13 protein-coding genes are annotated in these 15,346 nt (G+C 59.6%); 8 read left to right on the top strand and 5 right to left on the bottom strand.

Translation table 11 applies throughout. From position 1 onward, the window contains the following. Positions 1 to 151 precede the first annotated feature (151 nt). From secA to VLA07_RS06510, 4 genes are all read left to right on the top strand, one after another. Positions 152 to 2,887, top strand: coding sequence for a preprotein translocase subunit SecA (gene secA, locus VLA07_RS06495; protein ID WP_027612522.1), 2,736 nt, complete (start codon positions 152 to 154; stop codon positions 2,885 to 2,887). 122 nt (positions 2,888 to 3,009) lie between these two features. Beyond that, complete coding sequence (argJ, locus tag VLA07_RS06500; protein ID WP_103367418.1) at positions 3,010 to 4,227, top strand: bifunctional glutamate N-acetyltransferase/amino-acid acetyltransferase ArgJ; 1,218 nt, start codon at positions 3,010 to 3,012, stop codon at positions 4,225 to 4,227. A 402-nt stretch (positions 4,228 to 4,629) separates the two neighbouring features. Beyond that, the gene (locus VLA07_RS06505) at positions 4,630 to 5,262 is read left to right on the top strand and encodes a glutathione S-transferase family protein (RefSeq protein WP_333988629.1); all 633 of its coding nucleotides are present in this window, start codon (positions 4,630 to 4,632) and stop codon (positions 5,260 to 5,262) included. Then, the gene (locus tag VLA07_RS06510) at positions 5,259 to 6,206 is read left to right on the top strand and encodes a Nudix family hydrolase (protein ID WP_333988630.1); all 948 of its coding nucleotides are present in this window, start codon (positions 5,259 to 5,261) and stop codon (positions 6,204 to 6,206) included. Before VLA07_RS06505 ends, VLA07_RS06510 begins: the two co-directional genes overlap by 4 nt. Positions 6,207 to 6,442: 236 nt before the next feature. On the opposite strand, the gene VLA07_RS06515 is transcribed toward VLA07_RS06510, so the two are convergent. Genes VLA07_RS06515 through VLA07_RS06525 form a run of 3 tightly spaced genes read right to left on the bottom strand, consistent with a single transcriptional unit; the run spans position 6,443 to position 10,030 of the window. After that, positions 6,443 to 7,027 carry a cob(I)yrinic acid a,c-diamide adenosyltransferase gene (locus tag VLA07_RS06515; protein ID WP_333988631.1) on the bottom strand — a complete coding sequence of 195 codons (585 nt, stop codon included), beginning with the start codon at positions 7,025 to 7,027 and terminating at the stop codon, positions 6,443 to 6,445. Positions 7,028 to 7,030: 3 nt separating this feature from the next. After that, positions 7,031 to 9,067, bottom strand: a complete 2,037-nt coding sequence (locus tag VLA07_RS06520; RefSeq protein WP_095137029.1) for a sensor histidine kinase — start codon at positions 9,065 to 9,067, stop codon at positions 7,031 to 7,033. A 45-nt stretch (positions 9,068 to 9,112) separates the two neighbouring features. Next, complete coding sequence (locus VLA07_RS06525; RefSeq protein WP_330207695.1) at positions 9,113 to 10,030, bottom strand: putative 2-dehydropantoate 2-reductase; 918 nt, start codon at positions 10,028 to 10,030, stop codon at positions 9,113 to 9,115. A 140-nt stretch (positions 10,031 to 10,170) separates the two neighbouring features. On the opposite strand from VLA07_RS06525, the gene VLA07_RS06530 reads away from it, so the two are divergent. Next, positions 10,171 to 10,656 (top strand): YajQ family cyclic di-GMP-binding protein, encoded by a 486-nt coding sequence (locus tag VLA07_RS06530; protein WP_003227548.1) that lies wholly within the window; start codon positions 10,171 to 10,173, stop codon positions 10,654 to 10,656. 150 nt (positions 10,657 to 10,806) lie between these two features. Beyond that, positions 10,807 to 11,649 carry a mechanosensitive ion channel family protein gene (locus VLA07_RS06535; RefSeq protein WP_333988632.1) on the top strand — a complete coding sequence of 281 codons (843 nt, stop codon included), beginning with the start codon at positions 10,807 to 10,809 and terminating at the stop codon, positions 11,647 to 11,649. Positions 11,650 to 11,766: 117 nt separating this feature from the next. Here the strand turns inward: VLA07_RS06535 and VLA07_RS06540 are convergent, their stop codons facing one another. Next, complete coding sequence (locus VLA07_RS06540) at positions 11,767 to 13,131, bottom strand: OprD family porin (protein WP_247269718.1); 1,365 nt, start codon at positions 13,129 to 13,131, stop codon at positions 11,767 to 11,769. Positions 13,132 to 14,025: 894 nt separating this feature from the next. Here VLA07_RS06540 and VLA07_RS06545 point away from each other — a divergent pair. Together VLA07_RS06545 and VLA07_RS06550 are read left to right on the top strand one after the other, a co-directional pair. Continuing rightward, positions 14,026 to 14,451 carry an HIT family protein gene (locus VLA07_RS06545; protein ID WP_027612530.1) on the top strand — a complete coding sequence of 142 codons (426 nt, stop codon included), beginning with the start codon at positions 14,026 to 14,028 and terminating at the stop codon, positions 14,449 to 14,451. 3 nt (positions 14,452 to 14,454) lie between these two features. After that, positions 14,455 to 14,661 (top strand): SlyX family protein, encoded by a 207-nt coding sequence (locus tag VLA07_RS06550; protein ID WP_007962092.1) that lies wholly within the window; start codon positions 14,455 to 14,457, stop codon positions 14,659 to 14,661. A 72-nt stretch (positions 14,662 to 14,733) separates the two neighbouring features. On the opposite strand, the gene VLA07_RS06555 is transcribed toward VLA07_RS06550, so the two are convergent. Further along, a complete protein-coding gene (locus VLA07_RS06555; protein ID WP_027612531.1) occupies positions 14,734 to 15,336 on the bottom strand; it encodes a cold-shock protein in 603 nt (200 codons plus the stop codon). Positions 15,337 to 15,346 lie beyond the last annotated feature (10 nt).

The following is a 15,346-nucleotide window of genomic DNA, read 5'->3' on the forward strand; positions in this document are numbered from 1 at the left end:
CCGTCAAAGCGCAGTGCCAGCATCGTGGAATATCGCCACTTTCCTCACCACCGTTTCCGGGTAGAATGCTCGTTCGCATGCGGCCATGAGGGCTGCACGGGCGACTCACGGGGCCGCCCTCCATCCCTTTAGTGTGGAAGATCCTGCCGATATGTTTGCGCCTTTGTTAAAGAAACTTTTTGGAAGCAAGAACGAGCGTGAAGTCAAACGCATGCTCAAGACGGTGCAGCTCGTCAATGCCTTCGAAGAGCAAATGGTGGCCCTTTCGGACGATCAATTGCGCGCCAAGACCAATGAGTTCAAGGCCCGTATCGCCAAAGGGGAATCCCTCGACAAGCTGTTGCCTGAAGCCTTCGCGGTCGCCCGTGAAGCCGGCAAGCGCGTCATGGGCATGCGCCACTTCGACGTCCAGTTGATCGGCGGCATGACCCTGCATGAAGGCATGATTGCCGAAATGCGTACCGGTGAGGGTAAAACCCTCGTAGCGACCCTGGGCGTTTACCTCAACGCGCTGTCCGGCAAGGGCGTGCACGTTGTAACCGTGAACGACTACCTGGCCCGCCGTGACGCCAACTGGATGCGCCCGCTGTATGAATTCCTCGGCCTGACCGTCGGCGTCGTGACGCCGTTCCAGCCGCCAGAAGAGAAGCGCGCCGCCTACGCTGCCGACATCACCTACGGTACCAACAACGAATTCGGGTTCGACTACCTGCGCGACAACATGGCGTTCAGCATGGAAGAGAAATTCCAGCGCGAACTCAATTTTGCCGTGATCGACGAAGTCGACTCCATCCTCATCGACGAAGCCCGTACCCCGCTGATCATTTCCGGTCAGGCCGAGGACAGTTCCAAGCTGTACATGGAGATCAACAAACTGATCCCGCAGCTGGAACTGCACGTCGAAGAAGTCGAAGGCCAGGTCACCAAGGCCGGTCACTACACCATCGACGAGAAGACCCGTCAGGTCGAACTCAACGAAGCCGGTCACCAGTACATCGAAGAAATGCTCACCGGCGTCGGCCTGCTGGCTGAAGGCGAGAGCCTGTACTCGGCGCATAACCTGGGCCTGCTGACCCACGTCTATTCGGGTCTGCGTGCGCACAAGCTGTTCCACCGCAACGTCGAATACATCGTGCAGGACGGTCAGGTCGTACTGGTCGACGAACACACCGGTCGTACCATGCCGGGTCGTCGTCTGTCCGAAGGCCTGCACCAGGCCATCGAAGCCAAGGAAGGTCTGAACATTCAGGCCGAGAGCCAGACTCTGGCTTCGACCACGTTCCAGAACTACTTCCGTCTGTACACCAAGCTGTCCGGCATGACCGGTACCGCCGACACCGAAGCGTTCGAATTCCACCAGATCTATGGCCTGCAGGTCATGGTGATTCCGCCGAACAAGCCGTTGGCGCGTAAAGATTTCAACGACCTGGTGTTCCTGACCGCCGAAGAGAAATACGCGGCGATCATCAACGACATCAAGGAAGGTATGGCCCAGGGCCGTCCGATCCTGGTGGGCACCGCGACCATCGAAACTTCCGAGCATGTGTCCAACCTGCTCAACAAGGAAGGCATCGAACACAAGGTGCTGAACGCCAAGTTCCACGAAAAAGAAGCCGAGATCATCGCGCAAGCCGGTCGTCCGGGCGCCCTGACCATCGCCACCAACATGGCCGGTCGTGGTACCGACATCCTGTTGGGCGGTAACTGGGAAGTGGAAGTCGCGGCGCTGGAAAACCCGAGCCCCGAGCAGATCGCCCAGATCAAGGCTGACTGGCAGAAGCGTCACCAGCAAGTGCTGGAGTCCGGCGGTCTGCAGGTGATTGCCTCCGAGCGTCACGAATCCCGTCGTATCGACAACCAGCTGCGTGGCCGTGCCGGCCGTCAGGGCGATGCCGGTTCCAGCCGCTTCTACCTGTCGCTGGAAGACAGCCTGATGCGCATCTTCGCCTCTGACCGGGTAAAGAACTTCATGAAAGCCCTGGGCATGCAGCCGGGCGAAGCGATCGAGCACCGCATGGTGACCAACGCGATCGAGAAGGCGCAGCGCAAGGTGGAAGGTCGCAACTTCGACATCCGTAAACAACTGCTCGAGTTCGACGACGTCAACAACGAACAGCGTAAAGTGATCTATCACATGCGTAACACGTTGCTGGCCGCCGACAACATCGGTGAAACCATCGCCGATTTCCGTCAGGACGTGCTCAACGCCACCGTCAGCGCGCACATTCCGCCGCAATCGCTGCCAGAGCAGTGGGACGTGGCCGGTCTGGAAGCGTCGATTGCCAGCGACTTCGGGGTGAAACTGCCGATCCAGCAATGGCTCGACGAAGACGATCACCTGTACGAAGAGACCCTGCGCGAGAAGCTGATGGTCGAGCTGATGGCGGCGTACAACGAGAAAGAAGATCAGGCCGGTGCCGAAGCACTGCGCTCGTTCGAGAAACAAATCGTTCTGCGCGTGCTGGACGACCTGTGGAAAGACCACCTGTCGACCATGGATCACCTGCGTCACGGCATCCACCTGCGTGGCTACGCCCAGAAGAACCCGAAGCAGGAATACAAGCGCGAGTCGTTCACGCTGTTCTCCGAGCTGCTGGATTCGATCAAGCGCGACTCGATTCGTGTGCTGTCGCACGTTCAGGTGCGCCGCGAAGATCCGGAAGCCGAAGAGCAACGCCTGCGTGAGGAAGCCGAAGCACTGGCCGCGCGCATGCAGTTCGAACACGCCGAGGCCCCTGGTCTGGAGCAGCCGGAAGTATTGGGTGAAGAGGTCGATGTCGCCCTCGCCACCGCGCCGGTGCGCAACGAGCAGAAGCTGGGTCGCAACGAACTGTGCTACTGCGGTTCGGGCAAGAAATTCAAGCATTGCCACGGGCAGATCCAGTAACCCCCGTTTCAATCGCTGAAATACCCGCGCCGCGACCGGCTCCTGCCGTCGCGGCGTTTTGCCATTTACACCACCGCCATCCCTGTGAGCGGTGCTGACATCATTGAGTAAGGAGCGCATTCATGGCTGTTGGTCTTGGTCCTTTGCCAACGTTGCACCCGGTTGCCGGTTTTGAACTCGGTATTGCCTCGGCCGGCATCAAGCGCCCGGGGCGCAAGGATGTGGTAGTGATGCGCTGCGCCGAAGGTTCGACCGTGGCCGGTGTGTTCACGTTGAACGCCTTTTGCGCCGCGCCGGTGATCCTGGCGAAAAAACGCGTGCACAACGACGTGCGTTACCTGCTGACCAACACCGGCAATGCCAACGCCGGTACCGGTGAGCCGGGCCTGGCGGCTGCCGAGCGCACCACGGCGAAACTGGCCGAGCTGACAGGTGTCGATGCCAGCCAGATCCTGCCGTACTCCACCGGCGTGATCGGTGAGCCGCTGCCGGTCGAGAAGATCGAAGGCGCGCTGCAGGCCGCACTGGATGATCTGTCGGAAAACAACTGGGAAGCTGCCGCCACTGGCATCATGACCACCGACACCCTGCCCAAGGGTGCCAGCCGCCAGTTCGAGCATGATGGCGTGACCATTACCGTCACCGGCATCAGCAAAGGTGCAGGCATGATTCGCCCGAACATGGCGACCATGCTCGGCTACATCGCCACCGATGCCAAAGTTTCCCGCGACGTACTGCACAACCTGATGCTCGACGGTGCGAACAAGTCGTTCAACCGCATCACCATCGACGGCGACACTTCGACCAACGACTGCTGCATGCTGATTGCCACCGGCAAGGCTGCACTGCCGGAAATCACTCGCGCCGAAGGCGAGCTGTTCAACAAGCTGAAACAGGCTGTGTTCGAAGTGTGCATGGACGTGGCCCAGGCCATCGTGCGTGACGGCGAAGGCGCGACCAAGTTCGTCACCGTTGAAGTCAACGGCGGCGGCAATCATCAGGAATGCCTCGACGTCGGTTACACCGTGGCCCACTCGCCGCTGATCAAGACCGCGCTGTTCGCCTCCGACCCGAACTGGGGCCGTATTCTGGCCGCTGTCGGCCGTGCCGGCGTGCCGAATCTGGATGTGAGCAAGATCGACGTGTTCCTCGGCGACGTGTGCATCGCCAGCCGTGGCGCACGCGCAGCGACCTACACTGAGGCACAGGGTTCGGCGGTGATGCAGCAGGAAGAGATCACCATCCGTATCGAACTGGGTCGCGGTGACTGCAGCGAAACCATCTGGACCACCGACCTGTCGCATGAATACGTGAAGATCAACGCCGAATACCGCACCTGATCCAAGACCGGGTCGCTTCTTTCGCGAGCAGGCTCGCTCCCACAGGGGGATTTGTGACAACACGATCCAATGTGGGAGCGAGCCTGCTCGCGATGGCGTTGTATCGGGCAACATCAATGTTGAATGTGCCGGCCTCTTCGCGGGCAAGCCCGCTCCCACAGGGGGATTGGTGACAACACGATCCCATGTGGGAGCGAGCCTGCTCGCGATGGCGTTGTATCGGGCAACATCAATGTTGAATGTGCCGGCCTCTTCGCGGGCAAGCCCGCTCCCACAGGGTTCTGCGGTGTACACAACCTTTGTGAACGACCGAAACTACTGTGGGAGCGGGCTTGCCCGCGAAAGCGTCGGCCCAGTCACCACAAGTCTTGAAGCTTTCCACTGACGAAAAGGCGCCACACCATGTCCCTGCACCTGATCATCGGCGACAAACTGCTTTCCTCCTGGTCCCTGCGCGCCGCTCTGGCGCTGGAGCTGACCGGCGCTCCCTACAGCGAAGAACTGATCAGGCTCGGCAAGCCCGACACCCGCGAGAAGCTGCTCAAGCATTCGCCGACCGCCAAGGTGCCATTGCTGCAAACCTCTCGTGGCACCATCGCCGACTCTTTGGCGATCGCCGAATACCTGGCCGAGCAGTTCCCATCCGAACAGCTCTGGCCAATCGACCTGTTTGCCCGTGCCCAGGCCCGTTCTGCGTGCGCGCAGATGCACAGTGGCTTTTTCGCCATGCGCAATCACATGCCGTTCAACCTGAGCCACGACGCACCGCTCAACCCGGTGCCGCCAGAGGTGAAGGTCGATATCGAACGCATGCTCGCGCTGTGGGCTGAATGCCGTGCTGCCGCCACGGAGCCTGGGCCGTATCTGTTTGGCCGGGTGAGCCTGGCTGACGCGTTCTTCGCCCCGATTGCCGTGCGCCTGCGGACTTACCAGGTGCAGTTGCCGACGGTTGATGAAGCCTATGTTGAAACCGTCTACCAATGGCCCGCCTTCAAGGCGTGGCAAAAGGCTGGACTGGAGGAGTTGAATCCGTGAAACGCGTACATGTCGCGGCTGCCGTCATTCGTGACGACAGCGGCAAAATCCTCATCGCCCGTCGTGCCGACACCCAGCATCAGGGCGGCTTGTGGGAATTTCCCGGCGGCAAGGTCGAGGCTGACGAATCGGTCGAAAGCGCCCTGGCTCGCGAGCTGCAGGAAGAGCTTGGCATTGTCGTTGGCGCCGCTCGTCCACTGATCAAGGTGCGCCACGATTACCCGGACAAGCAGGTACTGCTGGATGTCTGGGAAGTGTCGAGCTTCAGCGGTGAGCCGCACGGTGCCGAAGGTCAGCCACTGGCCTGGGTGACCGCCAAGGATCTGCTGAACTACGAGTTCCCGGCGGCCAATCAGCCGATCGTGGCCGCGGCGCGTCTGCCCGGCGAATACCTGATCACGCCGGACGATCTGGAAGCCCCGGCCTTGCTGCGCGGCATTCAGAAGGCGATTGCCGGCGGGATCAAACTGATCCAGCTGCGCGCGCCGAACGGCTATGACCCCAAATACCGCGATCTGGCGGTGGATGCAGCCGGTCTGTGTGCCGGCAAGGCGCAGTTGATGATCAAGGGACCGTTCGAATGGCTCGGCGATTTCCCGTCGGCCGGTTGGCACATCACGTCCGCGCAACTGCGCAAATACGCCGCAGCAGGGCGAGCGCTGCCGGCGGAGCGCTGGTTGGCCGCTTCGTGCCACAACGCCGAAGAACTGGCACTGGCCGAGCAGATGGGCGTGGATTTCGTCACTCTGTCGCCGGTGCAGCCGACGCTGACTCACCCGGATGCGCAGCCGTTGGGCTGGGAGCAGGCTTCGACGTTGATCGAGGGCTTCAGCAAACCGGTGTTCTTGCTCGGCGGGGTTGGCCCGGCGGAACGTGAAAAGGCTTGGGGTGTCGGCGCTCAAGGTGTGGCGGGGATTCGCGCATTCTGGCCCGATTCTCTGTAGAGGCTGCTGGCCTCTTCGCGAGCAAGCCCGCTCCCACAGTTGACTGCATTCCAATTGGATGAATGCAATCAACTGTGGGAGCGTGCTTNGGGGATTCGCGCATTCTGGCCCGATTCTCTGTAGAGGCTGCTGGCCTCTTCGCGAGCAAGCCCGCTCCCACAGTTGACTGCATTCCAATTGGATGAATGCAATCAACTGTGGGAGCGGGCTTGCTCGCGAAGGCGTCCTTACAGGCGCTAGATATCTGAAGGTTTCGCCGCCGGTTGCCACAAAATCTCCGCAATCCCCTGCCGCCGCGCAATCAACCTTGCGGCGACGAACAACAGATCCGACAGCCGATTGATATACGCCAAACCAACCCCGGCCAATGGCTCAATTGCATTCAAATGCTGACAACGCCGCTCGGCACTGCGCGCCAGACTGCGGCACACATGGGCCTGGGCAATCAGCATCGACCCACCGGGCAGAATGAAATTCTCCAGCGGCCCCAATTCCTCGTTCCACACATCAATCGCTGCTTCCAGACGTTCGATTTCCGCCGCGTTCAGCGCCTGATATTCCGGCATCGCCAGCTCTCCGCCGAGGTCAAACAGACGATGCTGGCAAGGCGCGAGCACGTCGATCAGCTCATTCAGCCCCGGGAACGCCTCGCGCTCGGCGATCAGCCCGGCCAGCAGCACGCCGACCTGACTGTTCAGCGTATCGACTTCGCCAATCGCTTCGATCCGCGGGTGATCCTTGGGGACGCGGCGGCCATCGCCCAGGCCGGTTTCGCCGGTGTCGCCGGTGCGGGTGTAGATCTTCGACAAGCGAAAGCCCATGGGTTACCTCGGTAGTTGATTGGTTTCGGCGGCGATGGCCGCCGGTTGGGTCAGTGGCAGGCGCAAGGTGAAGCAGGTGCCCTGGCCCGGCGCCGATTGCACCTCCATCTGGCCTTTGTGGTTGTTGGTGATGATGAAGTACGACACCGACAGCCCCAGCCCTGTGCCCTGGCCGATTTCCTTGGTGGTGAAGAACGGCTCGAAGGTGCGTTTGCGCACGTTTTCGCTCATGCCGATGCCGTTGTCCTCGACCTGAATCTCGGCCCATGGCGGATTGAGTTTGGTGCGCAGGATGATCCGCCCCGGCTCGCTGTCGTCTTCGCGCTGGTGAATGGCTTGCGCGGCGTTTTTCAGCAGGTTGAGCAACACTTGTTCCAGTTCGTTGGCGGTGCCCGGAACCGGGCCGAGCGCCGGGTCGAACTGGCGGATGATTGCCTGGCCCTTGAAGTCGAAACCGATCGCCAGATCGAAGTCGTTGCCAGCAATTTCTACAGCCTGATCGATCAGCGCGGGCAGATCGCACGGGGCCATTTGCCGGGTGCTGCGCCGGCTGAAACTGAGCATGTGCGTGACGATTTTTGCCGCGCGGGCGCCGGCCTGCTGGATGCCGTCGAGCAATTTCGGTACTTCGCGGCTTTGCAGGTAACGGTTGACCGTGTCCAGTTCGATGCCGAGCTGTTCGGCGGTTTCGAGGTTCTTCGGCAGATCCGCCGACAGCCGCCGGCGAATGTTCTGCACGTTGTGCAGGATCGCGCCCAGCGGGTTGTTGATCTCATGGGCCATGCCGGCGGCGAGACCACCGACCGAAAGCATTTTTTCCGACTGCACCATCATTTCTTCCAGCGACAGGCGCTGGGTGATGTCGTCGATACGGATCACCACACCGCGCCCGGCACCGCCCATCAGTGGGTAGAAGGTCAGGGCGTAGTGCTTGGGCTCGTCGTCCTTGAACCAGGTCACCCGCTCGATCTTCGCCACGGTGTGTTCTTCCACGGTCTGCTTGAGTTGCGGCAGAAACGGCTTGAGCGGTTCGAAGGCGAGGAAGATCGGCTGGTTCAGCGCTTCATCCAGGCGCGTGCCGGAGAGGGCGCTGGCCTCCTGGTTCCACTGGGTCACGTAGAGCTGTTCGTCGAGAGCGATCAGCGCCGAGGGCATGGAGTCGATGATGCTGTTGAGGTAGTTCTGGAAGCCGGTGAGCTTCTTCTCGATCTTGCTCCGAACCTGGACTTCCAGCTCCAGTTTTCGGTTGGTGTGGCGGGTTTCTTCGGCCAGGCCCTGGGCCTGATCGTAGGCGGCCTGCGAGTCATCGCGGGCGCGCTTGAGTTGCTGCTCGCGGGCTTCGATGCGCGAGAGCATGGTGTTGAACGCCTCGGCGAGGCTGCCGATTTCATCGTGGTTGCCGCGTGAGGCGCGCAGGGCATAGTTCTCTTCACGGGTGACCTGACGCGAGAGCTCTTCCAGTTCATGGATCGGCCGAGTGATCAGGCGTTTGATCTGCCGCGCAATCACCAGCCACAGCAGCACACTGAAAATCAGGATGCCGAGACTGGCAGTCAGGGTGCCGGTGTAGAACGCCATCGGCAGTTCACTGCTGGCGACCAGCAGCAAGTGCCCGGGCGCGGTGCCGGGGCGGGGCAGGGTGATCAACTGGTTGCTGCGAAACTCGGTGAGTTGCCAGGCTTCGACGTGTCGATAGCGTTCTGGCAGATTGAGCTTGTCGCCACGCTGTACCTGAGCGAGACGGTCACCCTTACCGTCATACAACGCGGCGGCGCGCAGTGGCGAATAGCTGTCGAGTTCCTTGAGCAGGCGTTCGGCGCTCTGCGGCGACTCGAGGGCTTGTGCGACCAGGCTCGGGTTGGAGATCAGCCGGCCGATGGTCTGCAAAGCTTGCGGCGCCATGCTTTCCTGAGAGATGTAATAGGCGGCGCTGATAAAGGTCAGGTTGGCGACCAGCAGGACGGTGGTCAACAACACCAGCAGGGCGGCCAGCAGTTTCTGGCCGACCGGCAGGTTTTCAAGGCGCTGGCGCAATGGCATCAGGTTTATCGCAGCAAAGGAACAAGTGGGCAGCGTAGCCGCTGCTCAGTCGCTGGGCAATCCAAGGCTGCGCAGATGGCCGACCAGACGTTGCTGCAACTGAGTGAGGTGCGGCAGGTTCAGTTGATGGCGGGTGGCGACTTTGCAGGCGTGGCCCAGCAGGTAGCTGATTTCGGTGCGGCGGCGGTTGGCCACGTCCTGATACATCGACGAGTAATTGGCCGCCGTGGCGTGAATCACCCGTTCGACTTCCTGTTTCAGATTGACCGCTGCGGCCGGTTGACCGCAACGCTCCAGCAATTCGGCCAGCTCGCTGCACAGCGTGGCGACTTCGCATTGATGCTGCTCCAGCCCGCCGTTACGGCAATCATGGAGCACGGTCAGCGGATTGATCGCGCAATTGAGCGCCAGTTTGCGCCACAGCCGGGTGAGGATGTCGGTGCTCCACTCGTGGGGGATTTTCGCCGCATCAAGATCGTCCAGCCAGATCGGCGCCACCGGATGGCTGGCATCGCCCAGCCAGGTGAAACCGTGGCCGGCAAACACCACGCGCCAGTCGCCGTCGCGGAACGCGCCTTCGGTGCTGGAGGCGCTGATGCAGCGTGCCTGCGGAACCACCGCTGCGACCGCGTCCTGACTGCCGAGGCCGTTTTGCAGCAGGATCAGCTCGGCATCTGCGCTCAGGCGCGGGGCGAGGCGGGCGACGGCGTTTTCGGCGTCATAGGCTTTGCAGGCGACCAGCAGGCGGCGGATCGGCTCCGGGTCGTCCGCCGTTTGCGCAGGGACGGCATAGGTCGTGGCTGCGCCGTGTTCGACCAGCGTCAGACCACCGGCCGCCTGATAGCTGCGCAAGCGCTCGGCATCCCGCACGATCAGCCGCACCGGCAGACCGGCCCGCGCCAGGCGCGTGGCCCACAGGGTGCCGAGGCTGCCGGCGCCAAGAACGTGCCAGGGGGTGGACATCAGTTTTTCACTCGGTAAGGTACTGGCATGGAAGGCTCGCCGTATCGGTGGGAAAAGACCCGTTATAATGAGCCGGATTTTAACCGCAAGCCAAGCGCGCTCCCTCCTGATCGAGCGCGCCTTTTTATTGGAGAGATTACATGCCGTCGTTCGACGTGGTATCCGAACTGGACAAACACGAGCTGACCAACGCGGTCGAGAACGCCGTGAAGGAACTTGATCGTCGCTATGACCTGAAAGGCAAAGGGAGCTTCGAGTTCAAGGAAAAGGACCTGACCGTCAACCTGACCGCTGAAGCCGGGTTCCAGCTGGAAGCGATGATCGAGATCCTCAAGCTGGCCCTGACCAAGCGCAAGATCGATGTGCAGTGCCTAGAAGTAAAAGACGCTTACGCCTCGGGCAAGCTGATGAAGCAGGACGCGATCCTCAAGGAAGGCATCGACAAGGAGTTGGCGAAGAAAATCGTCGCGCACATCAAGGACGCCAAGCTCAAGGTGCAGGCCGCCATTCAGGGCGAGCAGGTGCGGGTGACCGGCAAGAAGCGCGATGACCTGCAGGAAGCCATCGCGGCTCTGCGCGCCAAGGAATTCGGCATGCCACTGCAGTTCAACAACTTCCGCGACTAAGTCCGGTCAGATGGCTGTGGGAGCGGGCTTGCTCGCGAAAGCGCTGTGTCAGGCAACTCATTGTTGAATGACACAGCGCTTTCGCGAGCAAGCCCGCTCCCACTTTTTATATGTGTACAGCCCGGGTAGCCGGAAATCAGGAGATGGAAGATGGATTTGAATGCTGAGGTAGACAACCTGGTCAAGGCGTCCCAGGCGTGGATTCCGATGATCATGGAATACGGCAGCCGCGTGCTGCTGGCGGTGATTACCCTGGCCATTGGCTGGTGGCTGATCAACAAGGTCACGCAAAAACTCGGCGGTCTGCTGGCCCTGCGCAATGCCGACCTGGCGCTGCAAGGCTTCATCAGCAGCCTGGCGAACATCATCCTCAAGGTGCTGCTGATTGTCAGCGTCGCCTCGATGATCGGCGTGGAAACCACCTCGTTCGTGGCCGCGATCGGTGCGGCCGGTCTGGCGATCGGTCTGGCGTTGCAGGGCAGCCTGGCGAATTTCGCCGGCGGCGTGCTGATTCTGTTGTTCCGTCCGTTCCGTATCGGTGACTGGATCGAAGCGCAAGGTGTGGCGGGTACTGTCGACAGCATCCAGATTTTCCACACCGTGCTGCGTACCGGTGACAACAAGACCATCATCGTCCCGAACGGCAATCTGTCGAACGGCATCATCACCAACACCAACCGTCAACCAACCCGCAAAGTGGTGTTTGACGTGGGTGTGGATTACGAAGCGGATCTGCAAAAGGCTCGTCAGGTGCTGCTGGATCTGGCCAAGGATGAGCGCGTATTGCAGGACCCTGCGCCACAAGCGGTCATTTCGACGTTGGGTGACAGTTCGATCACTGTTTCCCTGCGTGTGTGGGTTAAAACTGCAGACTATTGGGACGTGATGTTCATGTTTAACGAACGGTCGCGTGATCGTTTAAAGACTGCCGGTATTGATATTCCGTTTCCACAGCGTGTGATTCGTGTGGTTCAGGAATCGGCAACACAATGATAGGTTGCTAATTAAATGCCTGACTTGTTGGTCAGGCATCTATTACAAGTGACAGGCAATAAAAAGGCCCATCCGAAGATGGGCCTTTTTTTATGCTTCCAAACTAACCACTGACGATTACAAGATGTTCAGTGGGTATTCGGTGATCAGGCGGAACTCTTTAACGTCGCCTTCACCCTGGTCGGCGTTGGCAGTGTGCCAGGCTTGACGGATGCGGAACGACAGATCTTTCGCTGGGCCAGACTGAACAACGTACTTGGCTTCGAAGTTGGTTTCGTGGTGTTTGCCATCTTCACCGTAGAGCGGTGCGCCAGTGCTGGTGCGGTATTGGCTGTTTGCAGCCAGACCGGTACCGTCGATATCCCAACCTTTGACGTAACGAACCATGAAACTCAGGCCAGGTACGCCGTACTCGGCCATTTTCAGGTCGTAACGGGCTTGCAGGGATTTCTCGCCTGGACCGTTGAAGTCAGAGTACTGGATGGAGTTGGCGAGGAAGATCGAGTCGCCGCCACGGTTGTTCTTGCCCACGCCGACGTAGTCGAACGGGGTATCGCCGTTAACCTTCTGGAAGGCCAGGGTGAAGGTGTGTGCCTTCAGGAACGACAGCGCGGTTGCCAGGGAGAAGGCAGTGTTGCTGATGTCACCTGCCAGCTTGTCACCGGTATCGGTGGTGCGGTAGATGTTGAAGTCAGTGTTCAGCGAAGTGTCGCCACCGAATGGGGTGGTGAGGTTCACGTTCGCGTAGTACTGGTTCCAGACGTCTTCCAGCTTGGCACCGTAGAGCGATGCGCTCAGGTTGTCGGTGATGCCGTATTTGCCGCCGAAATAGTCGATCGAATTGGCTTCTACGCCAGCGTAGTTCGCATACAGGCCGCCGTTACGGGCGTTTTTGTCCTGGCTGGTCGCCGAGTAGAAGTGACCGGCTTCGAGGTCAAGGTCTTTGACTTCGCTGCTCTGCAGCTGGAAGCCGCTGGCAGTTTGCGGAATGATACGGGAGCCGCCAACTGCGAACACAGGAGCAGTACTTGGCTGCTGGTCGCCGACTTTCAGTTCGGTTTTGGAGATGCGGAATTTAATGGCAGCGCCGGCTTTGCCTTGGCTGTCATTGACGTCGCGAGCGCCGTTGTTCGGATTGACAACATCGCTACGGCTCATGTTGCCCGACCCGGAGGTACCGTCACCGCCGTCCAGTTTGAGAGCCAGGTAGCCGAAAGCGTCAATACCTACGCCGACAGTACCTTGGGTGTAACCGGAGTTGAAATTGGTCAGGAAACCCTGGGTCCAGTCCTTCTGGTCAGCGCCACCGTTCTTGTTGTCGCGGTTGAAGTAGTAGTTCTTCAACGTTTCGGTGAGTTTTGCATCTTCAACGAAACCTTTGGCTTCTGCCTGGTCACTAACAAACGGGGCGGCCGTAGCCAACTGAGTACTGGCTGCTGCTGCAACTGCCAGTGCGATTGTGCTCCACTTCATCACGCGCATCGTGATTTGCTCCTTTGGTTTTAGAAGAGTACTGCCGTCCCACCTGTTTTATTATCTGGGCGGCTCTTTCTTTTTGTGTCGGCGCAAACTTATATCACGCCGACATTGTTGGCGATACTTGCACATACAACCTTTCATGTTCTTTACGACGAGGTCGCAAATGGCTTGGTCGATGTCGCAAATTCACAGTACCCATGCAGCCGGGCTGACAACTTTATCGCTGTTTCTGGGCCTTTTTGCATCGGTAAAAAAGAGTCCCTGGCAAAACACTTGAATCTCCATTGGGGCAACCCTGCCACCGTGTTTGGTTGGTCTCAAGCTGCCACTTCCCGTGGTGCGCTTATAGACCATGTGTGTCTCAATGCAACAAGCGTGCACAAAGTGCAGGGTTGCCACGTTTATTTTTCTGCACACCCGCCTTTCGCTGTAAAAACCGCATAAAAACGGGGGTTCAAGCCCTTTTGTATCAGGGGCTTGACGCATACCTTTGCATCGTGTTGTCAGGTTTGCGTGGGGCCATGACAACCAAAAACGTTACCGGTTCACCCCGTCAGTGAGTATTTGGCGGATGCCCGACGCACTGAGCGTAGACGCACTGTGCGGTTTTGGTGCAAAAAATTTACAGGCTGTACTGGATTCATACAGCTTGCGGTGCTTCTGCAGTCGGGTGGTTCAGGTTGTTTCGGGAATTTGCTCGTGTTCGAGGCCGGCTTACGCTCCGGGATGGTGCACAACCTTCTTGAATGTCTCTTGGCAGGGCTGTGGTGGCCTGACCCTGCACTGCATCGTGAAGCGCGGCGCATTCGCAGGTATGCTGCCTGCCTGTCGCTTGGCGTCTTGCCTGTCTGGATGGCCGCTAAGCTGAATTGTGTAGATCAGCCGGGAGTGCACGCAGTGTTTGCTTTAGATTCACGACTTCAACAGGACACCCTGACCATCGGCGATTTCCCGCTCTGCCGGCTGCTGCTGTCCAACGATGCCAATTACCCGTGGTTCATCCTGGTGCCTCGTCGCGACGATATCAGCGAGTTGTTTCAGTTGGATGTCGCCGACCAGCAGCAGTTGTGGCAGGAAACCACGGCGCTGGCCGAGTTGCTCAAGGACTTGTTCGATGCCGACAAGCTGAACGTCGCGACGCTGGGCAACGTTGTCAGCCAGTTGCATATGCATGTGATCGTGCGCAAGCGTGACGACGCGGCATGGCCGGCGCCGGTCTGGGGCAAACACCCGGCCAAACCCTACAGCGCCGAGCAGGTCGCGAGCATTCGTGAGCGGCTGCGTCTGGTGCTGACCGAACACTTCACGTTTCTGGAGGGTTGAACCATGAACCTTGAAGAACGCGTCACCGATCTGGAAAGCCGTCTGGCTTTTCAGGATGACACCATTCAGGCGTTGAACGACGAACTGGTGGCGCAGCAGCGGGTGATCGAGCGCCTGCAGTTGCAAATGGCGGCCTTGCTCAAGCGTCAGGAGGAGATGGTCGGGCAGTTCGATTCTTTCGAGGAAGAGGCGCCACCACCGCATTACTGATGCCAACACCTTTATGCAGGCGTAAAAAAACCGCGAGCAGCCTGGCTGTTCGCGGTTTTTTATTGCCTTGGATCAGCGACGCGGCAGGGCGGCGATCACGTCCTCGGCTTGCAGGCCTTTGTCCCGATTCATCACCGAGAACTCCACGCGCTGGCCTTCGACCAGTACGCGATGGCCTTCGCCACGGATTGCACGAAAGTGCACGAAAATATCATCGCCGGAATCCCGGGAGATAAAGCCGAAGCCTTTGGAGGTGTTGAACCACTTGACGGTACCGGTATCGCGGTTGCTCATGTCATAGGTAGTCGGTGCGGCGGCCGGTGAAGACTTGTAGAAGCTGATGGCCAGATGCAGGACCACGGCAACCAGAGCGATCACCAGGCTGAACAACACCGCCGGTTGACCGGCGATGACTGGCATCGGTGCGATCAGGGTCAGGGTTTGCAGGACGACAGTCAGCACGAGAAGAGCGCTGACCAGATTTTGCAGATGCTGGCGCGGGCCTTTGTTCCAGTAAGGAATCACTGGAGCGATGACCAGATTCAGCAGGCCGAAAAAGGCCAGGTAAAGTGCATCGGGTTGTTGCAGGTAAGGAACGGCTTCGGATTTCAAGCTAGGTATGAACGACAGCAGCAAGGCCGCTGCGCCCATTAGCAGGTGGACGATTTTCAACATTTTGATTGGC

The sequence above is a fragment of the Pseudomonas sp. S3(2024) genome (genome assembly GCF_036861315.1).
Classification (GTDB): Bacteria; Pseudomonadota; Gammaproteobacteria; order Pseudomonadales; family Pseudomonadaceae; genus Aquipseudomonas; species Aquipseudomonas putida_A.